Annotated in this window: 27 protein-coding genes; 12 read left to right on the top strand and 15 right to left on the bottom strand. The window is 71.4% G+C overall.

Annotated elements, in window-relative coordinates:
• Window positions 1-40 precede the first annotated feature (40 nt).
• Window positions 41-919, top strand: a complete 879-nt coding sequence (locus E0L36_RS24805; RefSeq protein WP_180931707.1) for a TauD/TfdA family dioxygenase — start codon at window positions 41-43, stop codon at window positions 917-919.
• A 156-nt stretch (window positions 920-1,075) separates the two neighbouring features.
• On the opposite strand, the gene E0L36_RS24800 is transcribed toward E0L36_RS24805, so the two are convergent.
• Together E0L36_RS24800 and E0L36_RS24795 are read right to left on the bottom strand one after the other, a co-directional pair.
• Window positions 1,076-1,603: an SRPBCC family protein gene (locus tag E0L36_RS24800; RefSeq protein ID WP_180931476.1), complete on the bottom strand. Its 528-nt coding sequence runs from the start codon at window positions 1,601-1,603 to the stop codon at window positions 1,076-1,078.
• Window positions 1,604-1,790: 187 nt separating this feature from the next.
• Window positions 1,791-2,984 carry an MFS transporter gene (locus E0L36_RS24795; RefSeq protein ID WP_180931475.1) on the bottom strand — a complete coding sequence of 398 codons (1,194 nt, stop codon included), beginning with the start codon at window positions 2,982-2,984 and terminating at the stop codon, window positions 1,791-1,793.
• A 60-nt stretch (window positions 2,985-3,044) separates the two neighbouring features.
• On the opposite strand from E0L36_RS24795, the gene E0L36_RS24790 reads away from it, so the two are divergent.
• Both E0L36_RS24790 and E0L36_RS24785 read left to right on the top strand, forming a co-directional pair.
• Window positions 3,045-4,049, top strand: a complete 1,005-nt coding sequence (locus E0L36_RS24790) for a helix-turn-helix transcriptional regulator (RefSeq protein ID WP_180931474.1) — start codon at window positions 3,045-3,047, stop codon at window positions 4,047-4,049.
• 92 nt (window positions 4,050-4,141) lie between these two features.
• Window positions 4,142-4,627, top strand: a complete 486-nt coding sequence (locus E0L36_RS24785) for a PaaI family thioesterase (protein WP_258016546.1) — start codon at window positions 4,142-4,144, stop codon at window positions 4,625-4,627.
• Window positions 4,628-4,725: 98 nt separating this feature from the next.
• On the opposite strand, the gene E0L36_RS24780 is transcribed toward E0L36_RS24785, so the two are convergent.
• The 3 genes from E0L36_RS24780 to E0L36_RS24770 are packed head-to-tail and all read right to left on the bottom strand — an operon-like array spanning window position 4,726 to window position 8,359.
• Window positions 4,726-6,867 carry a xanthine dehydrogenase family protein molybdopterin-binding subunit gene (locus tag E0L36_RS24780; protein WP_180931473.1) on the bottom strand — a complete coding sequence of 714 codons (2,142 nt, stop codon included), beginning with the start codon at window positions 6,865-6,867 and terminating at the stop codon, window positions 4,726-4,728.
• Complete coding sequence (locus tag E0L36_RS24775) at window positions 6,864-7,856, bottom strand: xanthine dehydrogenase family protein subunit M (RefSeq protein WP_180931472.1); 993 nt, start codon at window positions 7,854-7,856, stop codon at window positions 6,864-6,866. Before E0L36_RS24775 ends, E0L36_RS24780 begins: the two co-directional genes overlap by 4 nt.
• Window positions 7,853-8,359, bottom strand: coding sequence for a 2Fe-2S iron-sulfur cluster-binding protein (locus tag E0L36_RS24770; RefSeq protein ID WP_180931471.1), 507 nt, complete (start codon window positions 8,357-8,359; stop codon window positions 7,853-7,855). The genes E0L36_RS24775 and E0L36_RS24770 overlap by 4 nt, the downstream gene beginning before the upstream one ends.
• Before the next feature lie 563 nt (window positions 8,360-8,922).
• Here E0L36_RS24770 and E0L36_RS24765 point away from each other — a divergent pair.
• Window positions 8,923-10,668, top strand: coding sequence for an MFS transporter (locus E0L36_RS24765; RefSeq protein ID WP_180931470.1), 1,746 nt, complete (start codon window positions 8,923-8,925; stop codon window positions 10,666-10,668).
• Between the two features lie 135 nt (window positions 10,669-10,803).
• On the opposite strand, the gene E0L36_RS24760 is transcribed toward E0L36_RS24765, so the two are convergent.
• The 3 genes from E0L36_RS24760 to E0L36_RS24750 all read right to left on the bottom strand — a co-directional run bounded on the left by E0L36_RS24760 (window position 10,804) and on the right by E0L36_RS24750 (window position 13,491).
• Complete coding sequence (locus tag E0L36_RS24760; protein ID WP_180931469.1) at window positions 10,804-11,898, bottom strand: hypothetical protein; 1,095 nt, start codon at window positions 11,896-11,898, stop codon at window positions 10,804-10,806.
• A 212-nt stretch (window positions 11,899-12,110) separates the two neighbouring features.
• Complete coding sequence (locus tag E0L36_RS24755; RefSeq protein ID WP_180931468.1) at window positions 12,111-12,728, bottom strand: DUF1707 domain-containing protein; 618 nt, start codon at window positions 12,726-12,728, stop codon at window positions 12,111-12,113.
• Window positions 12,729-12,861: 133 nt separating this feature from the next.
• Entirely contained in the window at window positions 12,862-13,491 is a 630-nt protein-coding gene (locus tag E0L36_RS24750; protein ID WP_180931467.1) for a TetR/AcrR family transcriptional regulator, read from the bottom strand.
• Between the two features lie 89 nt (window positions 13,492-13,580).
• Here E0L36_RS24750 and E0L36_RS24745 point away from each other — a divergent pair, with 89 nt between their 5' ends.
• Window positions 13,581-13,988 (top strand): RidA family protein, encoded by a 408-nt coding sequence (locus E0L36_RS24745; RefSeq protein WP_180931466.1) that lies wholly within the window; start codon window positions 13,581-13,583, stop codon window positions 13,986-13,988.
• A 145-nt stretch (window positions 13,989-14,133) separates the two neighbouring features.
• Here E0L36_RS24745 and E0L36_RS24740 read toward each other — a convergent pair whose 3' ends face one another.
• Window positions 14,134-14,784, bottom strand: a complete 651-nt coding sequence (locus E0L36_RS24740; RefSeq protein ID WP_180931465.1) for a helix-turn-helix domain-containing protein — start codon at window positions 14,782-14,784, stop codon at window positions 14,134-14,136.
• Between the two features lie 60 nt (window positions 14,785-14,844).
• Between E0L36_RS24740 and E0L36_RS24735 the strand changes: the two genes are divergently transcribed.
• Together E0L36_RS24735 and E0L36_RS24730 are read left to right on the top strand one after the other, a co-directional pair.
• Entirely contained in the window at window positions 14,845-15,792 is a 948-nt protein-coding gene (locus tag E0L36_RS24735; protein WP_180931464.1) for a S9 family peptidase, read from the top strand.
• Window positions 15,793-16,034: 242 nt separating this feature from the next.
• On the top strand, window positions 16,035-16,931 hold the full coding sequence (locus tag E0L36_RS24730) for a CPBP family intramembrane glutamic endopeptidase (protein WP_258016545.1): 897 nt from the start codon (window positions 16,035-16,037) through the stop codon (window positions 16,929-16,931).
• A 209-nt stretch (window positions 16,932-17,140) separates the two neighbouring features.
• On the opposite strand, the gene E0L36_RS24725 is transcribed toward E0L36_RS24730, so the two are convergent.
• Genes E0L36_RS24725 through E0L36_RS24705 form a run of 5 tightly spaced genes read right to left on the bottom strand, consistent with a single transcriptional unit; the run spans window position 17,141 to window position 19,542 of the window.
• Window positions 17,141-17,359, bottom strand: coding sequence for a DUF397 domain-containing protein (locus E0L36_RS24725; RefSeq protein ID WP_308416923.1), 219 nt, complete (start codon window positions 17,357-17,359; stop codon window positions 17,141-17,143).
• 10 nt (window positions 17,360-17,369) lie between these two features.
• Entirely contained in the window at window positions 17,370-18,179 is an 810-nt protein-coding gene (locus E0L36_RS24720; RefSeq protein WP_180931463.1) for a helix-turn-helix transcriptional regulator, read from the bottom strand.
• A 25-nt stretch (window positions 18,180-18,204) separates the two neighbouring features.
• Complete coding sequence (locus tag E0L36_RS24715) at window positions 18,205-18,447, bottom strand: DUF397 domain-containing protein (protein ID WP_180931703.1); 243 nt, start codon at window positions 18,445-18,447, stop codon at window positions 18,205-18,207.
• Complete coding sequence (locus tag E0L36_RS24710) at window positions 18,447-18,674, bottom strand: DUF397 domain-containing protein (RefSeq protein ID WP_180931462.1); 228 nt, start codon at window positions 18,672-18,674, stop codon at window positions 18,447-18,449. Before E0L36_RS24710 ends, E0L36_RS24715 begins: the two co-directional genes overlap by 1 nt.
• 1 nt (window position 18,675) lies before the next feature.
• Window positions 18,676-19,542 carry a helix-turn-helix transcriptional regulator gene (locus tag E0L36_RS24705; RefSeq protein WP_180931461.1) on the bottom strand — a complete coding sequence of 289 codons (867 nt, stop codon included), beginning with the start codon at window positions 19,540-19,542 and terminating at the stop codon, window positions 18,676-18,678.
• A gap of 616 nt (window positions 19,543-20,158) precedes the next feature.
• Here E0L36_RS24705 and E0L36_RS24700 point away from each other — a divergent pair.
• The 5 genes from E0L36_RS24700 (at window position 20,159) to E0L36_RS24680 (ending at window position 23,271) form a co-directional block, all read left to right on the top strand.
• Window positions 20,159-20,680: a hypothetical protein gene (locus tag E0L36_RS24700; RefSeq protein WP_180931460.1), complete on the top strand. Its 522-nt coding sequence runs from the start codon at window positions 20,159-20,161 to the stop codon at window positions 20,678-20,680.
• Window positions 20,681-21,034: 354 nt separating this feature from the next.
• Window positions 21,035-21,262 carry a hypothetical protein gene (locus tag E0L36_RS24695; protein ID WP_180931459.1) on the top strand — a complete coding sequence of 76 codons (228 nt, stop codon included), beginning with the start codon at window positions 21,035-21,037 and terminating at the stop codon, window positions 21,260-21,262.
• Between the two features lie 27 nt (window positions 21,263-21,289).
• The gene (locus tag E0L36_RS24690; RefSeq protein ID WP_180931458.1) at window positions 21,290-21,784 is read left to right on the top strand and encodes an NUDIX domain-containing protein; all 495 of its coding nucleotides are present in this window, start codon (window positions 21,290-21,292) and stop codon (window positions 21,782-21,784) included.
• A gap of 299 nt (window positions 21,785-22,083) precedes the next feature.
• On the top strand, window positions 22,084-22,254 hold the full coding sequence (locus tag E0L36_RS24685) for a hypothetical protein (RefSeq protein WP_180931457.1): 171 nt from the start codon (window positions 22,084-22,086) through the stop codon (window positions 22,252-22,254).
• 102 nt (window positions 22,255-22,356) lie between these two features.
• Window positions 22,357-23,271, top strand: coding sequence for an HEXXH motif-containing putative peptide modification protein (locus tag E0L36_RS24680; protein ID WP_180931456.1), 915 nt, complete (start codon window positions 22,357-22,359; stop codon window positions 23,269-23,271).
• Between the two features lie 19 nt (window positions 23,272-23,290).
• Here the strand turns inward: E0L36_RS24680 and E0L36_RS24675 are convergent, their stop codons facing one another.
• Window positions 23,291-23,965: a pentapeptide repeat-containing protein gene (locus E0L36_RS24675; RefSeq protein WP_258016543.1), complete on the bottom strand. Its 675-nt coding sequence runs from the start codon at window positions 23,963-23,965 to the stop codon at window positions 23,291-23,293.
• Between the last annotated feature and the right edge of the window lie 42 nt (window positions 23,966-24,007).

Below are 24,007 nucleotides of genomic sequence, written 5' to 3'. Positions count from 1 at the left end.
GGGGCCCGTGCTGCGCGCGGCGCGCGTTCCGGCCGGCGGGATGTACGAGGGGCGCCGCACGCTCCGCCGGGTGCCGGACGGCTGGCCGGAGGAGCGCCCGTACGAGCTGTTCGACGTGGTGCCGCAGGGGCGCGTCATCGGCGCCGAGATCCGTGGCGTCGACCTGTCCCGTCCGCTCGACCCGGAGCTGCGCGAGGAGTTGAACCGCGCCCTGCTGGAGTGGAAGGTGCTGTTCTTCCGGGACGCGCACCTCACCTCCGAGGAGCAGCGCGCCTTCGCCCGCCACTGGGGCGAGTTGGAGACCAACCCGCTGCTGGCCCAGGGCTCGGCGGCCGAGGTGGCGCGGTTCGAGAAGGGCGGCGCGGCGACTCCCACCTTCGAGAACGTGTGGCACACCGACGTGACGTTCCGGGAGCGGCCCGCGCTGGGCGCGGTGCTCCAGCTGCGTGAGGTGCCGCCGTTCGGCGGTGACACCCTGTGGGCCGACATGGCCGCCGCGTACGACAACCTCTCCGACGAGGTGAAGGCGCGGATCGATGACGCCGTCGCCGTCCACGACTTCATCCCCGGCTTCGCCCGGTTCTACGGTCCGGAGCGACTGGCGCCGCTCCAGGAGCGGTTCCCGCCGGTGCGGCACCCGGTGGTGCGGACCCATCCGGAGACGGGGCGCCGCATGCTGTTCGTCAACACCTCGTTCACCACCCATATCGAGGGCGTGGACCGGGCGGAGAGCGACGAGTTGCTGGGCCTGCTGGTACGGCAGGCCCACGTCCCGGAGTACCAGGTGCGCTTCACCTGGCGTCCCGGGTCGATCGCCTTCTGGGACAACCGGGCCACCCAGCACTACGCGGTGGACGATTATTTCCCGCACCGCCGGGTCGCGGAGCGGGTCGCCATCGCGGGTGACCGCCCCCGCTGAGCCCCGGTCCAGCGTGGGCCCCGGTCCACCGCCGTGAGCCGCCCCACGTCCCGCCGCCCGTTCCCCCGTGACGGGCGGCGGGCGGGTGCTTCCGGGGACCGCTGGTGGACGCTGCCAGGCCAGGGCCCGACTCCCCTCCCGTCACGGGGAGTTGGGTCAGCTCCCGGTCCGGGTCGCGCTGGCCTCCATCGCCCTGAGAGTGACGGTCATGTGCCGCCGCAGCTCGTCCAGCCGGTCGGTCAGGGCCGCTTCGGCGTTGCCGGGGTCGGCCTCCTGCGCCATGGTGACGCCGCTCTCCGCCGGGCCGTGGGTGAACGACTGGCGTACCAGGGTCTGTTCGGGCCGCTCCCCCACGTCGAGGTGGTAGCGCCAGTGGGCCAGCGGTTCCACCCGCTCCGGGGCGTCACTGTGCACGTCCCAGGCGAAGACGTACGGCGGTTCGACCTCGGTGACGACGCACATCACCTCGGTGACCAGGCCGTTGGAGAAGCGGTTCCGGGCCTCGAAGCGGGCGCCCGGGGCGGGGCCGGTGGCTCCGTCCAGCCACCGCGCGTGGCTGCACTCCGGGCTCCACTCGGGGTTCCGGGAGACGTCCGTGACCAGCTCCCAGAAGCGCTCCACGGGTACGTTCACGGTCAACTCCACCTCGGTGCGGGCGCCTGCCGCCCGGTGCTCCGCTGTCATGCCGGAACAGACCGGCCACGCGCCGCGAACTCATCGGCCATCGCCGTACCGGAACCCGACCGCCCACGCCACCTCACCGTCCACGCCCTGCCGTGGCGCACCACCCAGGCCGTCCGCACCGAACCCGGGCCGTCCCCCACCGAACGCGAGCCGCACCGAACCCGGCCTTCCGGCCCGGACGTCAGGCTCAGGACCCGCGCGCTTCGGGTGCGGCCGAGGGGTCGTGCGGGACGCGGAGGCCGGGGGCGAGGAGCAGGGTCACGGTGACGGACGCCGCTCCCATCACCGCCATCGCGACGGCCGGAGTGGTGAACTCGGCGACAGCTCCGGCGAGTCCGGCACTGACGCCCTGGAGGGTCAGCATCCCGGAGGTGCTCAACCCGAGGGCATGGCCGCTGAGTTCGTCCGGTGTCAGCTCCATCAGCCGCTCCTGGAGGAGCAGGCTGGCGGAGAACCCGACGGAGGCGAGCCCCACCGCGAGGAGGGCCAGCGGCATGCGGGGGTCGAGGGCGAACAGCAGGTAGGGGACGCCGAGGAGGAGCCGCAGGGCCGGGCCGAGCCGGACGCGCCAGCGGCGGGGCAGCAGGCGACCGGCGAGCACGTCCCCGCAGAACATCCCCCCGGCGGCCACCGCGAGCAACAGGCCCGCGTGCCCGGGTGAGTAGGGGACGAACAGCGATTCGCAGCCGACGACCAGGCCGTTCGGCACCCACAGGGCGAGGTAGACGAAGCGGCGGGGGCGCGCGGACCACAGCAGCCGGTTGTTCCGCCAGGTCTCGGCGACCGAGGGCCGTCCGTCGGCGCGGGGCGCGCGGGCGCGGAGCCCGAGGCGGGTGACGAGCGCGCCCGCGAGGTACAGCGCGGCGCCGGTCAGCAGGCCGCCGCGCGGGGAGACGGCGGCGACCAGCGCCCCGCCCAGCGCGAAGCCGCAGATCTGGGTCACTCCGGCGGACATGTTCAGCACGGACCGGCCGAGCAGGTAACCGTCCCGGTTCAGCAGCTCGTTGAGCAGTCCGTAGCGGACTCCGCCGCCGAGCGCGGACAGGGTGCCGATCACCAGCATCAGCGCGAAGATCGTCCACACCGGGGCGCCGGGAAGCGCCTGGACCAGCGTGCACAGTCCGGAGACGAGGCCGAGACCGGCGAGGGTGGCGCGGGGCGGGAGCCGGTCGGCGGCCGAGAGCAGGGTGGTCGCGCCGAGCACCTGGGCGAGGGACGGGCCGAACATCGCGAGGGCGGACAGCAGCGGGGAGCCGGTGGCGCTGAACACCAGGGTGCTGAGCGCGAGTCCGCTGACGGTGACCCCGGCGACGTGCAGGGTGCTGCTGGCGAACAGCGGGCCGAACTCGGGTGTGCGGAACAGCTCGTGGTAGGTGCGCATGGCTCCGCAGCCTCCGGCGGGCCCGAACGGGGACGTTACTCTTTCGCGGGGAGGCGAAACATGGGCTGGTGGCAGCTCAGTACGGACACGCTGGCGGCGAGCCGGTTCACGGTGTCCGCCTTCGCGGAGACCACCGCGAGCCTGGGGGTGCTGCATCGGGGTTCGCCCAGCCATCCCGGCGAGCGCGCCTGGTTCCGTGCCCATTTCCCGGCGTATCAGCAGCTGTTGGAGCGGCAGCCGCTGACCGCGCTGCTGATCCGTTCGGCCTGGCGGCCCCGTTACGGGGCGGACTTCATGGCGCCGGTACCGCGCGTCGTCGCGGGGCGTCCCGCCCCGGACTCCGGTGACCGTGGTTTCCACGCCGAGCTACGGCGTGTTCGGGAGACGCCCGCCGAAGTGGCCCGCGCCGACGTGGCGTTCGCGCTGGGCAGGCGGCTTCCCGAGGAACTGCTCCGGGCCGATCTGGCCGAACTCGCCGCCGACCTCCTGGAGTGGGCGTGGCGGGAGACGGTGCGACCCTACTGGGAGCGGCGGCGCCGGATCCTGGAGGCCGATGTGGTGTACCGCGTGGGGCAGTTGGGTCAGCGTGGCTGGGCGGAGACGCTGGACGCCCTGCGTCCGGGGATGCGCTGGCTGGGCCGGAGTCGCCTCCAGATCAACCGCTACGACTATCCGCCCCGTGAACTGCCGGCCGCACGCCTGTTGTTCGTGCCGGTGACGTCGGACCGGGGCTGGGTCACCTGGGAGGGTCCGGACCACTACGCGGTGGTGTACCCGTGCGCGGGGGCGCTGGTGCGGGTGGAGCGGCCGGAGGCGCCGGAGGCCCTGGGCAGGCTGCTGGGCCCGGCGCGGGCCAGGGTGCTGCTCCTGCTCGACGCCCCGAAGAGCACCACACAGCTGGTGGCGCTCACCGGTCAGGGGCTGGGGTCGGTCGGCCGCCATCTGCGGGTGCTGCTGGACGCGGGACTGGTCGGGCGGCGGCGTTCCGGGCGGTCGGTACTCTACTTCCGGGCCGCCGCTGGCGACGCCCTGGTCCACGCTCAACTGCCCTCGTCCGCCTGCTGAGTTGATGCATTCCCGAACCCGGCGAGCCGCACACCGTCCGTTTCCGCCGGACCGACCCGGCCCCCGGCCGTTCACCGAAAGGACCCCGATCGATGACCGGTACCCCTCCCGACGGCCAGGACTCCTCTGACGGCTCCGCCGCGCCCGCCGACGCGGCCGAGCCGGACGCGCTCGCCTCGCTGATGCCGTTCGCCCAGCTGCTCGGCCTCGTCACGGAGCGGCTGTCCGCCGAGACGGTCACCGCCCGGCTCGACTGGGACGCGCGGCTGTGTACCAGCGGCGGGACGCTGCACGGCGGGACGTTGATGTCGCTGGCCGACTGTGTCGGCGCCGCCTGCGCGTTCCTCAACCTGCCCGCCGGGGCGGGGACGGCGACGGTGGAGTCCAAGACCAACCTGATGCGGGCGGTACGCGGCGGCGCGGTGCGGGCCACGGCCCAACCGGTCCATGTTGGGCGGTCGTTCATCGTCGTCCAGACCGACATCCACGAACTCCCCCCGTCCGGGGCCGATCAGGGCGGCGGCCGTCTGGTCGCCCGTACCACCCAGACGCAGGCGGTCCTCTCCCCCGGTTCCTGATCGGGGGACCGGCCCCGGAACGCGAACGCCCCCGCCGGTGGGGCCGGGGGCGTCGCCGTCGGGTGGGCGGTGTCGTTGTCGGTGCCGGTGTCGGTGGATCAGTCCCGCGGGATCATCTTGTCGGGTGTGACGGGGAGTTCGCGGACGCGGACGCCCGTCGCGTTGTACACCGCGTTCACCACGGCGGCGGGGCTGCCGACGATCCCGATCTCCCCGATGCCGCGCGAGCCCATGGGGTTGGCGTGCGGGTCCTCCTCGTCGAGCCAGACGGCCTCGATGTCCCCGACGTCCGCGCAGCTGGGGATGTGGTACTCGGCGAAGTCCTGGTTGACGACGTGCCCGGTGCGGTGGTCGAACACGCCGACCTCGAAGAGCGCCATCGACAGGCCCCAGGTCATCCCGCCGATGAACTGCGAGCGGGCGGTCATCGGGTTGATGATCCGGCCCGCGGAGAAGACACCGAGCATGCGCGGGACGCGGATCTCGCCGGTGTCCCGGTGCACCCGGACCTCCGCGAACTGGGCGCCGAAGGAGTGCACCGAGTACCGCTCCCGGTCCCGGTTCTGGGGCATGTCGGCGGTCGTGCGGGAGCCGGGCCGGGGAGCCGGGCCGTGCTCGGCGCGGAAGGCGCGGGCGGCGCTCACGATGGTGGAACCCCAGCAGGTGATGCCGGAAGAGCCGCCCGCCACCGTCGCCGGAGGCAACTCGGTGTCGCCCAGCTCCAGTTGGACCGCGCTCAACGGGCAGTCGAGCGCGTCGGCGGCGATCTGGCTGAGGGCGGTGCGGGCGCCGGTGCCGAGGTCGGCCGCGCCGATACGGACGCTGAACCGCTCCACGCCGCCCGCGTCGCGACGGTGCTCCACGGTGGCGGAGGACCCCTCGCCGCCGTAGCCGGGGTAGGTGGCGGCGGCGACGCCGAGGCCGACCAGCCAGTCGCCCTCGCGGCGGCTGCCGGGTGCCGCGCGGTCCCGCCAGCCGAACCGTCCGGCGCCGGTGCGCAGGCACTCCGCGAGCCGCCTGCCCGACCAGGGCTTCCCGTCGTCCGGGTTGGTCTCGGGATCGTTGCGGATCCGCAGGTCGATCGGGTCGAGTCCGCACCGTTCGGCGAGTTCGTCCAGCGCGCACTCCAGCGCGAACATGCCGGGCGCCTCGCCCGGGGCCCGCATCCAGGACGGTACGGGCACGTCCAGCGCGGCCAGCCGGTGGCTGGTCGAGCGGTGCGGAGCCGCGTACATCATGCGGGTGGCAACGGCGGTCTGCTCCGCGAACTCCTTCACGCGCGAGGTGTGTTCGATCGCGTCGTGCCGGATCACGCTGAGCCGTCCGGTGGCGTCGCAGCCCAGCCGCACCCGCTGCACGGTGGGGGTGCGGTGCCCGGCGAGGGAGAACAACTGCTGCCGGGTGAGGGCGAGTTTCACCGGACGGCCGGGTACGGCGCGGGCGGCGAGCGCGGCCAGCACGTTGTGCGCGTGCGGCATGCCCTTGGAGCCGAACCCGCCTCCCACGTGCTGCGCGACGACCCGCACCCGGGCGGCGGCGAGCCCGAACAGCGGGGCCAGCGTGGCGCGTACGGTGTGCGGACCCTGGGTGGAGTCGTAGAGCGTCAGGTGCTCGCCGCCGTCCGCCTCGCTGTCCGGGAGGAACCACACGGCGACCGTGGTGTGCGGCTCCATGGGGTTGTTGAACTCCATCGGGGTCCGGTACGTCACGTCGACGGACCGCTCCGAGGCGGCCAGGGCACCCTCCGGGTCGCCCTGTTCGGTGTCGGTGGGGAAGGCCGGGTTGACGTGTGCGGGCGTGTACAACTCGCGGCTGTCGGCCCGTAGTTCGGTCTCGTGCGGCTGCTCGGCGTACACCGGACGCACCAGCCCGGCGGCCTCCCGCGCCACCTCCGGGGTCTCCGCGATGACGGCGCCGACGAACTGCCCACGGAAGGCGACCCGTGGCGTCTGAAGGACGGCGAGTTCACCGTCGTCGGTGTCGGCGAGCCGGGTCGCGTTCTCGTGGGTCAGGACCTCCAGCACCCCCTCGACGGCGAGCGCCTCCGTGGCGTCGATCCGCTCGACCACCCCGCGCGCGACGGTGGCGCGGACGGGGAAGACGTGGGCGGCGGCGGGGAGTTGGACCGGGTCGTACTCGTAGGCGTAGGGGGCGTGGCCGGTGGCCTTGGCCATGCCGTCGAGGCGGCGCGGCGAGGTACCGATGGAGCGCGGTTCGAGGGTGAGGCGTTCCTGTGTCATGTCCGTCCCTCCGTGCTGAGTTCGCGCAGCAGCGCGGTGAGGGTGCGGCGGGCCATCGGCACCTTGAACTCGTTGCCCGGCAGCGGTTCGGCCGCGTCCAGTTCGGCCTCGGCCGCGTCGCGGAAGCTCTCCTCACTCGCGGGCGCCCCGAGGAGCGACGCCTCGGCGCGGACGGCCCGCCACGGCTTGTGCGCGAGGCCGCCGAAGGCGACGCGTACGTCGGTGACCACGCCGTCGGCGCTCTCCAGCACGGCGGCGGCGGAGACCAGCGCGAAGGCGAAGGAAGCCCGGTCACGGACCTTGCGGTAGCCGGACCGGCCGCCGTGGGGCAGCGGCGGCAGTTCGACGGCGGTGATCAGCTCGCCGTGCTCCAGCACCGTGTCCCGCTCGGGGGAGTCCCCGGGGAGCCGGTGGAACTCCTGGAGCGGGACGCGCCGTTCGCCGTCGGCGCCGAGGATGACGACGACCGCGTCCAGTACCGACATCGCCACCGCCATGTCGGAGGGGTGGACGGCTACACAGTGCGGTGAGGCGCCGAGCACCGCGTGGTAGCGGTTGTAGCCGCCGAGCGCGGCGCAACCGCTGCCCGGGGAGCGCTTGTTGCAGGCGGTGGTGGTGTCCTGGAAGTAGACGCAGCGGGTGCGCTGGAGCAGGTTTCCGGCGGTGGTGGCGGCGTTGCGCAGCTGCCCGGAGGCCCCGGCCAGCAGCGCGCGGCTGAGCACCGGGTACCGCTGCCGCACCAGCGGGTGGGCGGCCAGGTCGCTGTTGCGCACGGTGGCCCCGACGCGCAGTCCCCCGTCCGGGAGTTCGTCCACACCGTCCAGCGGGAGCCGGGAGATGTCGACGAGCAGGTCGGGCCGGGCGACGCCCAGCTTCATGTGGTCGACGAGGTTGGTGCCCCCGCCGAGGTAGGACGCGCCGGGGTGGCCGGTGACGGTCGCGACGGCCGAACTGGCGTCCGGCGCGCGGTCGTAGGCGAAGGGCCTCATCGCGCGGCCACCTCCCGGATGGCGGTGACGATGTTGCCGTAGGCGCCGCAGCGGCAGAGGTTTCCGCTCATCCGCTCCCGTACCTCCTCGTCGTCCAGGGTGACCCGGGCGGTGAGGTCGCCGGTGACGTGGCTGGGGCTGCCCTCGGCGGCCTCGGCGAGCATGCCGACCGCCGAGCAGATCTGGCCCGGTGTGCAGTAGCCACACTGGAGACCGTCGTGTTCCACGAAGGCCCGCTGCATGGGGTGGGGTTGGCCGTCGTCCGCGAGTCCGGCGGCGGTGGTCACGTCGGCACCGTCGTGCGCGACGGCGAGGGCCAGGCAGCTGACCACTCGGCGTCCGTTCAGCAGCACGGTGCAGGAGCCGCACTGTCCGTGGTCGCAGCCCTTCTTGGGCGCGGTCACCGACAGCCGGTCACGTAGCGCGTCGAGCAGGGTGGTCCGGGTGTCGACGGTCAGCGGCCGATCCATACCGTCCACCCGCAGGGTGATATGAGCATCCATCCGGCTTCGGGTACCACCGCCCACCGCCCCCTAACGCCCACCGGCCCGCGCGCCCGTCGAACGGCCCACCCCCGCTGGTCCGTACGGAGCCCGGGCCGGAGGGGCCCCGGCCTGTTCCGGCCCCGGCAGAGGGGCCCCGGCCTGTTCCGGCCCGGCGGAGGGGGCCCGGCGGAGGGGCCCGGACCGGAACGGTCCCCGGGGCCGTGCGCCGTGCCGGGGGTGGTGGTGACGCACGGGTTTGGCGGACCGGCGCGTACGGAACGGCTCTCGCGCGCCGCGCACACCCGTACGCGGACGTCCCCGGCACCGCCGGTGCGAGGTCCCGGGCCCGCCCGGCCCTGGACGGCGGCCCCCGCCCGGAAGCCGGGGTCGCGCGCCGGACACGGGCCCGGACGGCGAGCGGGGCACGGACGGCGGTGCGGGCCCGCACCGCCGTCCGTGCCCCGGACCCCGCCCACCAGCCGCCACCGGGCCCGCGCACGGTCCACCCGGAGGACGTCCGTCCGTACCCCCGGTCCGTACGCGGCGCGTGTCAGCATCCCGGGCGGCCGGAGGAGTACGACGTGGTTCAGGGTTTCTCCCAGGAACCGGGCACTCGCGGTCCGGTCGCGCACTGCCACCCGGCGGGGCTGCGCAGGGTCCGGCGCGCGGGACTGCTCATCGCGGTCGGCGGCTTCCTGTTCGGCTACGACACCGGGGTGGTGTCCGGCGCCCTCCTCTACCTCCGGCAGGACTTCGGGCTCGGCTCCCTCCAACAGGGCACGGTGGTCAGCGTGACGCTGATCGGCGCGATGGTCGGCGCCCTGGTCTCCGGCCGGATCGCGGACCGGCTGGGCCGCCGGACCACTCTCGGCCTGGAGGGCGTCGTCTTCGGGATCGGCACGGTGCTCGCGTCGACGGCGGGCGGCTACGTCGAGCTGGTGGTGGCCCGGGTGGTGCTCGGACTGGCCGTCGGCGCGGCCTCGGCGACCGTCCCCGTGTACCTCGCGGAGATCTCGCCGCCGGAGGTCCGGGGGCGGGTGCTCAGCACCAACCAGTTGCTCATCACCGTCGGCATCGTCACGTCGTACCTGGTGGACCTGGCGTTCGCGGGCGGTGGCAACTGGCGGGCGATGTTCGCCGTCGGCCTCCTTCCGGCGCTCACCCTGATCGTCGCGGCGCTGTGGCTGCTGCCCGAGTCGCCGCACTGGCTGATCCGCCACGGCCACACCGAGCGCGGCCGCCGCCTGATCGCCTCCGTCTCCGGGGAGGAGCGCGCCGACGAACTCCTCGCGCGCGCCCAGCGCGACACCGACGGCACGCCCCCCGACGGCAGGGACGACACGAACGGCACGAACGGCACCGACGGGGCGGAGGACGCCGACACCGGCCGAGCGGGGCGGGCGGGCGGCGGACCCGGCGGATCTGACGGGGCCCGGGCGGCGGAGGAACCGGACGCCGGAGCCGGCGGCGGCAGCGGGGACGGCGGGGAGCACGAGCGGCGAGGCGGCGAGGACGACCGGCCGGAGGACGACCGGCCGGAGCACGACCGGCCGGAGCACGACCGGCCGGAGGACGGAGACGACGGGCGGGGCGACGGCCACGACTGGCCCCGGCACCCCGCGCACCCGGACGGGAACGGCCGGACGGGCCGCACGGGCTGGCGGATGCTGCTGGAGCCGGAGGTGCGCCCCGCGCTGGTGGTCGGGCTGACGCTGGCGGCGGTCCAGCAGCTCGGCGGGATCAACACGATCATCTACTACGCCCCGACGATCATCGAGAGGACCGGTCTCGACGCCTCGAACTCGATCTTCTACTCGGTGTTCATCGGCCTGATCAACCTGGTCATGACGGTGGTGGCGATGAAGCTCATCGACCGGGTGGGACGGCGCCCGCTGCTGCTCTGGTCGCTCGGCGGCATGCTCGTCACCCTGGCGCTGCTCGGCCTGAGCTTCGTCGCCGGGCTGAACTCCGAACTTACGCTGCTGTGCATGGTCGTCTACATCGCCGCCTACGCCGGTGGGCTCGGCCCGATCTTCTGGGTACTGGTCGGTGAGGTCTTCCCCCCACGGGCACGCGCCCTGGGCTCCAGCTCGGCCACGACCACCAACTGGCTCGCCAACTTCGTCGTCGGCCTCGTCTTCCTCCCGCTGGCGAACGCGATCGGCGAGGGCGGGACCTTCTGGATCTTCGGCGGGGTCTGCCTGGTGGGGCTGCTGTTCGTGGCGCGCTTCGTCCCGGAGACCCGCAACCGGGAGTTCGACGAGGTGGACGCCGCTCTCCACGCCCGCTTCGGCCGCCGCCCCCACATCCCCAGCCAGTCCCGCTGACTCCCCTCCCGGAGACCGGGCGCCAGGCGCCGGGTTCCGGGTCCGGAACCGGTGGCAGGCCGCGGGCCGCGGGCGGTCCTCGGAGGCGCCGCCGCCCGGGAGGCCCGGGAGAGGTGGCCCCGGTCCACCGCCCGCTCAGTAGCGCGGCAGGGCGGCGACGCCGTCCACGCACCGGGCGGGCGGCAGGATCTCGGTGAACGAGGCACCGCCGAGCACGGCCGAGCGCAGCAGCAGCGGCGCGGCCGGGGCGCTGAAGGCCGTCGGGTCCGTGCCGAGGGCCGCGGGGTCGGTGCCCAGCGCGCGCGGGTCCTGGCGGGAGGCGAACAGCTCGGGGTCGCCCGCGCGGTCGGCGGCCAGCAGCAGCGTCTCCACCCGGCCCTCGGCCAGGGCCTCCTTGACCGCCGGGATGCCCTGGAGGGCGCGGTCCCCGGACAGCTCCGCCTCCAGGCGTTCCAGCACGGTCCGGTGACGGGCGGTCATGATCTCGTGCATCGCGGCGTCCACGCTCGCGCGCAGGCTCTCCCGGGCGGAGGCGTCGGTGCGGCCACCCTCGACGTAGACCACCTCCGCCTCCGGCGGACGGGCGGCCAGGTGCTCGCGGAGCAGCCCCACCGCCTTCGGGTCCCCGGCGACCAGGACGACGGCAGCGTCCACCCCCGCCGCCGCGTCCCGTACGTCGTCGGCCGCCTGCCCGGTGTTCTCCGTCCACAGGTTGACGGTGCGCCGGTGGAAGGACGCCTTCGCCTCGGCCCCGGCGCGCACCCTGCTGATGTGCAGCGTGCTGCCGTTGAAGGTGCGCCGCAGCGTCGGCTCGAAGCCCGAGGCCGGGTAGGCGTCCACGTCCGCCCCCTCCCGGTCGACGGCCACCACGACGTGCGGGAGCTGGTGGTCGCGGTCGATCGCCACCCCCAGCGGATCCGGTACCGGCAGCACCCGCGCGCTGTCCGCCGCGGGTGGCTCCACGAGGGTGAACGCCCCCAACAGCCGTCCGGCCGAGGCGAACAGCGCCTCCCCCTGCGGGCCGGGGAGGTCGGGGAGGCCGCCCACGACGCCGTCCAGCACCTCCAGGTCCACCTCCTCCGCGCCCTGCTCCCCCAGGGCGCGACGCGCCGCGCGCCACCGCAGCTCGATCTGCTTGTCGGCGTCGTGCGTCAGCCGTGAGGTGTCGAGATGGACGGAGACGACGGAGGAGTCGTCGGCGTACAGGGGCTGGAGGAACGCGAGATCCATGAGGGTTCCGGGCGCTGTCGCACCCTGCCGCCTTTCCTGAGGTGCACCGCAACAGGCAGTACAATAAGCCCTATTTCTCCCTGTATGGGAAATCTCTCCCCGGGCGCGTTGCCCCACCCCAAGGGACCTCGCCGTCCGCACGCACGCGGGAGCTGGCGTCACGCACCGAGCCGCCGCCGCACAGCCGCCGCCACGACACGACCCCGTCCGACTCAGCCGATCGCGGGGCGGTCGCGCAGCCTGCGCCGCTCCCAACGGCTGGGGTGGCGGACGACGACACCGGCCATGCCACCCTCCCCGACGAGCCGGATCAGCGGGGTGCCGGGCAGCCGCTCCCCGGTGGTCCTGTCCCTCAGGCCGCCGATACCCGGATCCATCCCGTCGGTGTTCGCGGCCCAGCCGTCGGGCAGCACGACCGTCACCCCGGCCATGTCCCCGTGCGCCTCCACGACCACCTCGGGGACGTCGCAGCGCGCCCGGCTGAAGTCGAGCTTTACCCCACCCCAGCCGCCGTGGGCGACGACCCGCGCGGGCACCTCCCAGACGCCGGGGCCCCGGGAGGCGCCGTGCATCCCGCCCTTGAGAACCAGCGGCGGCAGTTCCTCGGGCGCCCGCGGCCGTGGCAGGTCGACGGTGAGGGCGGCCAGTTCCGCCTGCGTTCTGGCCTCCAACGCCTGACCCACCCGCGTGTCCAACTCGTCGAGGTCGATGCGGCCTTCGGCCGCCGCGTCCCGCAGCCGATCCACCACCGCCTCCCGCTCGTCGTGCGAGGCACGGATCTGCCCCGCGGGCACGGGATCCGACGAGGATGCGGACGGCTCGGCAGTCATACCGCAAGGATAGGCAACCCGGGAGGATCCGGGACCTCCCCCGGCCACACCGCCCAGCGGACCGGCCGCCCGAGCCGTCGCGATCGGGGCGCCGTCACGGTCAGGCGGCGGTCGCGCCGGTCACGGGTCACGGTCAGGCGTCGGTCGCGGCCCCGGACACCGGCGCCCAGCCGCGCTCCACCGACCGTCGGCAGCGCTCGGGTTCGTCGCCCGCGCTGGTGAACAACGCCGTCAGCAGCGGCACTCCGTGCGCCAGAGCCTCCGGCGGCAGGGGGCCGGTGGCGACGAGCGAGGCGATCCCGTGGCCGACGGTCCAGCTCTGGGTGGCCAGTTCCAGCGGATCGGTCTCGGCGCGGAACCTCCCCTCGTCGCGGGCCCGTTCGACGGTGTGGACCAGCGAGTGGAGCAACTCGTCGGCCGCTCCGAGGTCTTCGAGCGCGAAGCGCGCGTCGAACATGACCCGGTAGAGGTCCGGGTTGTCCAGCGCGTTGCCGAGGTACGCGGCGCCCAGCGCGGCCAGGTCACGCACCGGGTCCTCGGTCGGCTCGACGAGCGCGAGCCTGGCGCCCAGACGGACGAACCCCTCCTGGCGCAGGGCCTTCCACAGCCCGTCCATCCCGCCGAAGTGGGTGTAGACCGCCATCGTCGACACACCGGCCCCGTCAACCAGAGCGCGGAGCGTGACCGGCCGCCGCTCCCCCAGCATCCGGGCGGCCCGGTCGAGCAGCAGGGAGCGGACCGCCGGATCTCTCGTCCTCGCCATGGCCGCCACGATACATAGCGACGTTATGCTTTCATGGCCTGACCCGCCACCCGGGTCCGCCCAGACCCCGCACCACGAGGAGACCGCCCATGCCCGTGACGCTGATCAACCCCGAGGGACTGCCCCAACCCGAGGTCTACCGCCAGCTGTCCGTCGCCACCGGCTCCCAACTGGTCTTCCTGGCCGGGCAGGTGGCCCGGGACGCCGACGGACAACCCGTGGGCGAGGGGGACTTCGCCGCCCAGGTGGAGCAGTGCTACCTGAACGTCGCCACCGCCCTGGCCAGCGTCGGCGGCAGCTTCGACGACGTGGCGAAGCTGACCGTCTACGTCGTCGACTGGACCCCGGAGAAGATGCCGCTGCTGGGCGAGGGCGTGAGCCGGGCGGCCGAGCGCCTGGGCGTCGACCCGGCCAAGCCGATCACCCTGCTGGGCGTCACGGCGCTGGGCGAGCCCGACCTTCTGGTCGAGGTGGAGGCCACCGCCGTCCTCCCCTGATCGCCGACGAACCGTCCCCGCACCCCACCACCCCACGCCTCACGGTCCACGGCAACCGGCGTACGACGGAGCACACCACGCGCGGACCGTACGCCCGGTGCGGTCGGTGGCGTGCCAGGCGGCGCTTCCGACGGGCGCGGCGCCCTCAACTCCCGCCTTCCGTACCGCCGTTCGCTTCCACCCCAGCCTGATCACCCTCCCCGGTGCCCCCAGCCGCCCCTCCCGGACGATCCGGACCGCCCGGACTGTCCGAGGAGGCGGCCTCCCCGGCCGCCTTGTCGGGGACGAAGGCGAAGCTGAGGATGTGGCGGGTGCGGCCGTCGCCGGGGGTGGTGTGGGTGCGGCGGCGAACGGCGGCCTCGATCTCCGCGACGAGTTCGCCGAACTCCTCCGGGGTCAGCCAGGCCATGCCCTGCCGGTAGAGGACGCCCTCCCGGGCCGGTTCGGCGTCGTCGCGCGAGAGGTACCGCTCGAAGTCGCCCATGAGGGCCCCGGTGAAGAGGGTCAGCGCCTGCCGGTGGTCCTCCGTCGTCATCTCCGTCCGGGTCTCGTCGTCGACCACGGCCTCGTCCTGGCGGACGCGGTAGCTGCGTTCGAGGGTGCCGCGGACCTGCCGTTCACGGACCACCTCCAGGATTCCGGCCTTGGCGAGGATGGCGACGTGGCGGTACATCGTGGCCGCCGAGACGTCGGGCATGCGCTCCCGGAGCTGGGCGGTGGTCAGCTCGTCCGCGCCCAGCAGGGTGCGCAGAACGCGCGCCCGTACCGGATGGAGGAGGAGGTTCGAGTTTGCCATGACTCCATAGTCTCATGTTTGATAACGTTATCGAAGTTGAGAACATTGAGAGGCGGAGCTGTGCCCGACACCGAGATGACGGTCACCACGGACGACGGAACCCCGTTGGCCGGCACCCTGACCCGGCCGGAGGGCCCGGGCCCGCACCCCGCAGCTCTACTCCTGCACGGCTCCGGCCCGCTGGACCGCGACGGCAACACCCGCAAGCTCCCCCTGCACCTCGGCGGTCCGCTGGCCGCCGCGCTCGCGGCGCGCGGAGTCGCCACGTTCCGCTACGACCGGCGCGGCGCCGGGGCCACCCCCGGCGCCTGGCGGGCGGCCGGTTTCACCGGCAACCGCGCGGACGCCGCCGCCGCGCTCCGCGCCCTGGCCGCCCACCCGGAGGTGGACCCGGACGCGGTGGGCGTCGTCGGGCACAGCGAGGGCGCGCTGCACGCCATGTCCCTCGCCGCACACCAACAGGTGCGCGCCACCGTGCTGTTGGCGGGATACGCGCGGCCGGGCGAGGAGGCCCTGCGCCACCAGGCCCGCTCGATCGTCCACGGTCTGCCCGCCCCCGTCCGCTTGCTGCGACGCCCCCTCGGGGCCATCGGCGAACGTCTCCTCACCCGCGTCCGGCGGACCCGGACCGACGAGGCGCGCGTCGCCGGACTCCCCGTCAACGCCCGCTGGATGCGCGAGAACCTCGCCCACGACACCCGCGCCGACCTCGCCGCCGTCCGGGCCCCGGTGCTGGCCGTGACCGGCGGCAAGGACCTCCAGGTCGACCCCGCCGACCTGGAGGTGATCCGTCGGCTGGTGCCGGGCGGCGCCGAGGTCCACCGCCTCCCGGACCTCACCCACGTCCTGCGCCGTGACCCCGGGCGGCACACCCTCGGCTCCTACCGCCGCCTGCTGCGGGAGCCGGTCGACCCCGAACTGCTCACCCTCGTCACCACCTGGCTAGGCCGCCAACTGTCCAGCGAGGCCCAGGAGATGACGCCCGAAGCGGGTACGGCCACCGCCTGACCCCCGGGCGCCCGCCCACACCCGCCCGCCCCGGTCTCCACCCACCGCTCTCCCCCACCACACGTCTCCCACCGCACGTCCAGCGCCCCACACCACCCGCGCCCCAACACCCCACGGGCCAACTCACCACCACCCAGAGGCCCGACGCCCTCCCAGATCCCATCTCGCGTCGCTGAGCGGCCCCTCGCCGAGGGGTCCGGCTCGACGTGCGCGACGGCCACCACCCGATCGAGAGATGCCCCATGACGACCGCACCCCACACCCCGGCACCCGCCGTCTCCCACCGCGGCGACCTGATCCTCTTCATGTCCCTGGCATTCGGGCTCAGTTGGGCCTCGTGGTGCACCGCCATCGCGCTCGGCGGCGACGCGACGGCCGGTCCCACCGCGCTGCCCTTCCTGTTCGGCGCCTTCGGGCCGCTACTGGCCGCGCTGGCCGTCCGCGTCCGCCGTACCCGCCGCGGTGAGCCCGTGCCGCACACCGTGGTGCGGACCGGGCGAAGGACGCTGCTGTGGGCGCCGCTGCTGCTGGCGCTGACCTCCGCGACCGTCCTCGTCGCCGTCCTGCTGGCCCAGGCGGCCGGGGACGGCGGGCCGAGCACGGACACCGCCCGCGACCTCATGCGGGACGCGGGCGGGCCCGTCGCCTTCGTCATCGGCATGGTCGTCTCCGGTCCGCTGTCCGAGGAGCCCGGCTGGCGGGGCACGGCGTACCCGCGGATGCGCGTCACCATGAGCCGCTTCCAGGTCAGCGCGGTACTGGGCGTCATCTGGGCCGTCTGGCACCTTCCGCTGTTCTACATCGACGGGACCGTGCAGAACGACCTGGGCCTGGCCTCCCCGAACGGCGTCCTCTTCTCGGCCAGCGCCATCCCCATGACCATGCTCGTCTCCTACGCCTACGAACGCGCCGGGGTCATCGCCTCGATCGCCACGCACTTCGCGGCCAACACCACGATGGTGGTGCTGTCCGTCGACACCCCCGTGACGCTGGCCCTCATCACCGGCGTCCAGGCGCTCGTCGCGGTGCTCCTGCTGGCCACCGCCCGCCCCGCGCACTCCCCCGCCATCACCCCGGCGGCCACCCCCCACTCCCCCGCCGCCCCCGCGTCCCAGCCCCTCGGCACCCCCCACGCCTGACCGCCCCCACCGCCCCAACCTCCCCCAGCCGCCCGCCCGTTCGCCGCCAACCCGGGGACGGGCGGGCGATGGGACGAGCGGGCGGCGGCTACGTGGACATGGGTGGCCGTTGTTCACCAAGCGTTGGGCGAGGCCAGGAGACGACTACCGCACGTTGTACGAGGAGTTCACGCCACACTGATCAGCCGGTGAGGAACGACCGGGCAGCGTCACCGAGTTGCGGGATCCCGCAGGTCGCTGAGGAAACTGGCCCAGGAGACCTCGCTCACCAGCATGACCGGGGACGGCTGCTTGCTGTCACGGACCGGAACGGCCCCGCCGAGGGCATACGCCACCTCGACGCAGTCGCCGCCCTGGCCGCTGTAGCTACTCTTGCGCCAGACGGCGCTCTCAAGGTCGGGGGTGAACATCTCGTCGCTACCTCTCACTTCGTCACCACTACAGGCTGTGCAGTACTTCCGTAATCAGGTCGGTGCTCTGGGATGGGCTCAAGGCGATGGACCTGAGCGAATCGAAGATCAGCGTATATTCCGCCGTCTCCTCTGGCGTCTCCATGTAGAGCGTTCCTGTCCGGTGCTCCACGCACACGACGTCCGAGAACGCCGGGTTGGGGAAACCGAACATCACGAACGAGCCGAACAGTCCGGCGTGGGCGCCCGCGCCATCCGGGATCACCTGGAGGTCTATGCCGGGTTGCCTGGACGTTTCCAGTAGATGCGACAGCTGCTCACGCATAACCGCGTGACCACCCACGAGTTGCCGAAGCGACGCCTCCTGCTGGATCACGCAGAGGCGTGGTGGGTTCTCCCGCCGCAGCACCTCCTGGCGTTCGATACGTGCGGTGATCAGGGCATCAATCTCCTCGTCGCTCAACGTTGACGGGGCCGCTTCGAGTAGTGCCCTCGCGTAGTCGGCGGTCTGAAGTAGTCCAGCGATGAGCGACGATTGGTAGGACCTGACGTAGTCCGCCGACTCCTCGTAGCCGATGAAGTCGGTGTAGGTGGGTCGGGCCAGGCTCGCCCTGCGGACCCACCCCGGCTCCCGGCCGCGACGGGCGAGTTCGACAAGCTCATCCACCTGCGCGCCGTCGGTGACCCCGTAGAAGTTCAGCAGGTCCCGCAGTTCGCCCAACGAGATACCGAGCCTGCCGTTCTCGATGCGGTTGATCTTCGTCCGGTGGCAGCCCAGGCGCTCGGCGGCCTCCTCCTGATCCCTACCCGCGTCGCCCCTCGTACGGCGAGGGGCCATACGAGGGGCGTTGCCAACTCTACGATCACGTATCCGACGGAAGGTCGAACTCGCCGTCCCGCACCCCGAGGGTGAATGCCTCCCACTCAGCGGCGGTGTATCGCAGAACCGTGCCGTTTGGATCTGCTGGGTTCCGCAGCGCCACGGCCCCACCCGGTAGCTTGGCGATCTCCAGGCGGTCGTTCGGAGTGCTGTCCGGAGCACTGAGCCACGTCACATCAGAGAGGTCCAGCTCGTACAGCTCGGCCTTCGCGGTGACGTGAGCCATCACGCCGTCAGGGTGTCGTCCGCGACAGACGCAAGGAACGCGGACCATGCCTGCTGAGAGACACGGCTGGCGGGAATATCCACGTTCTTGGAGTCGCGCACCGCGAACCCCGCCACACCCGGGACGTTGGCGACCTCCACACAGTTGCCGTTGTTCGCCGTGTAGGAGCTCTTGCGCCACGGGACTTCAGCGAGGTTGACCGCGTACAGGTCGGACAGCTCGTTCATCTCACGATTCCTTCTCGATACGTTCGACCAGCTTGCGAGTATCGTGCTCGGACAACGCGGTCGTTGCCAAGTTGCCGAACAGTCGGTTCAGCCGTCGCAGCACGAGCGCGTCGTCGCGGAACGTCGTAGCCTCCGCCGACTCCATAAAGACTACGTCCGGATCGACACCCTGCCCACTGCTGAACAACGTGAAGGCTCCAGTGCTGGCACCGTTTTCTCCTGCACTGAAGGGGATGACCCGGAAGGTGATGTCCTTCATGGACGCGATCGAGGCCAAGTGCCGTAGCTGAGCTCGCATCACGTCCCTGCCACCCACTTGCAGCCGCAGTGCCGCCTCCGTCACGACGGCGTCAAGAGCCAGGGAAGCGCGGTCACCGATCCGCTCTTGGCGGCGCATGCGTACCTCGGTGAGACTGTCGATCTGATCCGGCCCAAGGGCGGCGAAGCCTGGGCCGGTGATTGCACGGGCGTAGTCCTGGGTCTGCAACAGCCCTGGGATCAGCAAGGGCTGGTACTCAAAGCACCGGACCGCCTCAGCCTCATAGGCAAGGAATTCGGCGTAGTTGGCGGAGATCACATCCGCGTAAGCCTCCCACCACGGCGGAATGCGCTGCATCGCCCGCGTCGCCAGTTCGGTCAGCTCCGCCCGCTTCTCTTCATCTACCTCGTAGAGCTCCATCAGCGCTGCGAAGTCCTTGCGCGTACACATGCGCCTGGCGAGTTCAACGCGGCTGACCTTGGAGTTGTGGCAGTTGAGGTGTGTGCCGACCTCTTCCGTCGTCAGCCCCAGCCTGTCGCGGAGTATGCGCAGCTCAGCACCCAGCTTCCGCCTTGCGGCGAGCGGGCTTCCGCTACTGAGAACGGCCATAGTCCCTCCATCTCCCCTGCTGGTTCGGCCCGTTGAGGGTATCTCAGCACTTCACGGAGCGCCGCGCAGCAGATTGGCAATCTGCCACACAACTGCTTGACGATGTGGCAGCGTTACTCGCACCATGTTCTTCGTAGCCGTGGGTGCCCCTTTGACTCCATAGCGCGTCGACCCGTCGGGCTGCACCGCCAGCCAGTGGCAACCCGCACTGGATGGTGCGCACTCACTGGCAGCACGCCACCAGTTCTCTATGGGAGCCCCGAAGTATCCCGAAAGGCCCTGGTTCAGGGCTGATGACCGAGACACATACAGGAGAGTGATGCGGAGATGGGGACACGTGAACGCGACGCAGCGGGCTCCATTCCGGAAGCGGAGCGGGTGCGGCGGGAGTTACGCGACGCCTTGGAGGACGTCGGTGTGAGGTTGCCGTCGTTGGGGTTGGACCCGCTGTCGTGTACGGGGCCACGGCCGCAGCCGTTGGTGGATTTGGGGCGGTGTGATCTGGCGACGGCGCGGGAGTTGACGGCGTTGTTGCGGAGGTACCGCGAGTGGGGGAGGCAGCGGTGAGGGCCTATCGGGTGCTGGCGCGCGTGTGGGTGGCGGGCTGGTTACTGGTGTGGGGGCGAAGGTGAACGGCTGGGCACAGACGGTCGGTTACGCGGTCGCCGTCGGTGGCGTGGTCAGCGTCTACCTGTGGTGCGTGCTGACCTCCGCCGCCTCGGACGCCGACGCGCGGGCAGAGTTCGGGGAGCCCGACGGCTTCGACCTGGCCGAGGAGGACGACTCAACCGGACGGGGTGTGTGGGGGGTTGGGCGGTGTGGGCTGTACTGCGGTCGCGAGGAGGTACGCGTGACGGGGTTCCGCACCGTGCCCATGCCCTGGGGCCCGTTGACCCTGTACGGCTGCGTGCGCTGCCTGCGACGGCTCAACTTCCTGGAACGCCAGCGCACCCGCGAGTTGACCGCCCCCTGGCGCACACCCCTCAACCCCCACCCCACCCCGCCGAAGACCCCACCACCGACAGGCAGCCAGCCACAACCCGCACCACGAGCACGAGGTCAGGAGCCGGGCTCGAACTCACCGCTGGGACACAGCCCGTTGTGGTGCCCGGGGAGGTGCCGTGAACCAGACATGTGACCACCGCACCACCACGCGCTGCGACCACCCCACCACCGTCACCCGCGAAGGCAAGACCCACTGCGGCACCTGCGGCCGCCAGCTCTACCTCTGAGCCCCAACCACCCCCACACGAACGGTACGTGGGCCATGCCCCAACCCCCAACACCCACCCGGACCAGAGAACGCAACAGACCCGGCCCACCACCACACCCGCACCCGTGCCCGTACGGAGTGGCAGCGCAGACCAACTCCACGACGGGATACGCCCCGTGGGGCCACACAAGAATCGCGCACGATCTGGCGGACGATCCGACCGGTGACCCGGCGGACGGGTACCGATGCCCACCGGAACTGGACCGACCCATCCTCGCGGTGGCACTGACCTCCATCACCGCCCTGCTCACCCTCGGCATCGCCCTCGCCGCCTGCCAACACCCCACCACCCACAAACCCACCACACCCAAACCCGCAACCCACATACCCACCCACTGCACCCCAGCCACCACCACCCCACCACCCCGCACCGACACCCCCACCAGCCACCCAACACACCCACACCACAACCACGTTCAAAACCAACCCACCCCACCCACACGCTGACCCACCCCAGGAACAGGTACCCAACCCATGCACACCGAGTACGACTTCACCCACCCACCCGGCCGCCGCCTCGGCGCCCTCGCCCTCATCACCAACCCAGCAGGCCACATCCTGCTCGTGGAGAAGATCTACCGGAAACAACAGGGCGACCCACACCCCTGGGGACTACCCGGCGGCTGCGCACAACCCGACGAAGACCTCCACGACACCTTCCGCCGCGAACTCCTCGAAGAACTCGGCCACCACATCGAACCCGGCGACCTCCTCACCGTCCACCACATGCCCGCCAACCCACCCCACCGCGAGGGCTACAACTTCGTCTTCGACGGCGGCCAACTACCCCCCAACACCACCCTCACCCTCCCCCCACACGAACTCAGCGACCACCAGTTCGTCCCCCTCGACAACCTCCACCACTACCTCGCACCCCACCAACTCACCCGCGTCCGAACCGCCGTCCGCAACACCCTCCACAGCCACCGCACCGCCTACCTCTCCGGTACTCCCCAACACCTCAGCTGAGGAACATCACGGCCGCACTGACTCCGCAGACCCCACATGAGAAGCCGGTCTCGGGACGGACCTCAGCTCGGCAGAGATCTTCGCTCATTCTCGGGTAAATACAGCGCCGCTCCTTGGATTTAGCATGCCTGAAAACAAGTAGCAGCCACCCGCATATTCCATTTCGAGAATCCTTGACCTTCCTGGTTTCACCAGTAAACCTCGCAGGTAAAGTAACCACCTACAGGGCGCTGGAGATTGAGAGTCGTCGTTTCCACGTCCGAGGAAAGTCAGTTCCGGGTCCGTGGAAGGAGAAGGTCATGGCACAGTGGGTCACTGCGAGGGCAGTTGTCGATCACAAGGATCTAGCCGCAGCACTGAAAAGTGTCAAGAGTGACGCAATGACGCAGCAGGAAGCAGTGTCCAGCAATGTCCAGGCGTCTCTCGCCGAAGCCAACTCCTGCATGATGGGCGGCTGGACGACCTCGTGAACCTCCTCGTGGCGCAGGTTGCGCCTTGATGCCCCGTGTGCCCGGAGTCTGGTGTCCACCGCTCCGGGCACACGCACCAGCGACCACTCAAGGAGGAATCAGATGCATTTCCTCAACAACGGCCATCTGGTCGCCAGCGTTGGTCGATTGATCCGCGCCCGAGGCGGAAACGTACCCACATTAGAAGAACTACCAGCGGCTTACCGCTCCACGATCAGTGGCCTTCGTCCCGTCGGCCTCGGAGTGCGCGGCGAAGGCATCAACATCACTTACGAAGACGGCGAATGGGCGGAGTACTGCCGTAGCCAGGGGATCTTCCAGCACATCCTCGAAGGTTCCTCCACTTCGAACAGCACGACTCGGAGGGCCTGGGTCGCAAACGTCGACGCTGCGCTCCAACTCATTCAGGACATTCACCCGGGCCTTCGGTACATGGTCGACCTTCTGGTTACTGACCTGGTCGTCCTCGACTCCGGAGCGGATGGTGGTGGAAGCGCTTCCCAGATGCCCGGCGTGGTCATCATGAGCCCTCGCAAGGAGCGGGAGACCACCGACCCGGCGACGGGTGAGCAGGTTTCCCAGACCCCATGGGAGATTCTGGACTACGCCATGTGTCTGGTGCACGAGAGTCTGCATCTCGCCTTGTTCATCCTGGACATGGTGTACGGCACCTTCACCAAGACGAGTGCCGAGCTGGAAGACGAGCGGCACCGCGCACTGTCGGCCGTTAAGATCGGCCAGATGCGCCCGCTGGACAAGGCGTTCCATGCAGCGATCGTGGCGGTGCCGCTGATGTTCATGGAGCGCGTCTGCGGGAAGAGAGACCTGGTGGACCTGTACACACAGTCCCTGGGCGACGCGTGTGAATCCCTGGAGAATCGACGCGAGTTCTTCACCCCCTACGGAGCGATGCTGCTCGATGAGTTGGCACGTTTCGGCAAGACAGTCGACTTTCGACTCGTCGAGCAGAGCATCACCGATGAGGAGATGGCGCGCTACGCACCGTCATTGGGCTGATCGCGGTCGCCCTGACCGTCTACTCGAAGACGATTCCTGCTTCACGTGCGAGGCTCAGGGCCAACTCCATCGATCCCGGGCCCTGTACCGTGACGCCCGCGAGTGCTGCTGCGCCTCCGACGTCGACCAGCGTGCAGCTCTCGAAGCGCACGGCGCCGGGCTTCAGATGGGCGAACTGCGCTCCGCTCAGGTCGCAGTTCACGAATCGCACGTTGTGCAGTCCGGACTTCTGGAAGTCCGCGCCATGCAGAGGAACGTCCTGGAACACGACGCCGTAGAACTTCGACTCACGGAAGAGCGCGTGGTCTGCCTTGCCGCCCTCGAATCGCACGTCTCGGAAGGTCGCGCCGTTCCACGACGACCCGGTGACGCGGCTTCCGGTCACCGTGCAGCGCACCAGGGAGACGTCGCGGGCCCGCAGTTCGGCGAAGTCACACGTGTCGAAGGCCGTGTCGGTGAACTGTCCGCGCACCAATTCCGCGCCGGAGAAGCGCACCCCCTCGAACCGGCAGCCCTCCGTCTCGAACGCCTCCGCGCGGAGCCCGGCGAAGGACGTGGCGGGGTAACGGACCCTCTTGACGATCACGTCGTCTTCCAGGGTGTCGCGCGGCAGTTCCGCCGTTTGAACGTGTGTGGGCAACCTGGGAGCGGCGGGGCTCTTGATCGGGCCGCCGTGCCGCAGCGCCTGAGACATCCGCACGTCCTCTCGTAGATCGCTCGACTGCGGAGCGGCGTG

Origin of the sequence: Streptomyces sp. AJS327 (assembly GCF_013450295.1) — a bacterium.
Lineage (GTDB): Bacteria > Actinomycetota > Actinomycetes > Streptomycetales > Streptomycetaceae > Streptomyces.
The sequence above is the reverse complement of the archived record's forward strand: the minus strand, read 5'-3'. Positions and strand labels throughout refer to the sequence as shown.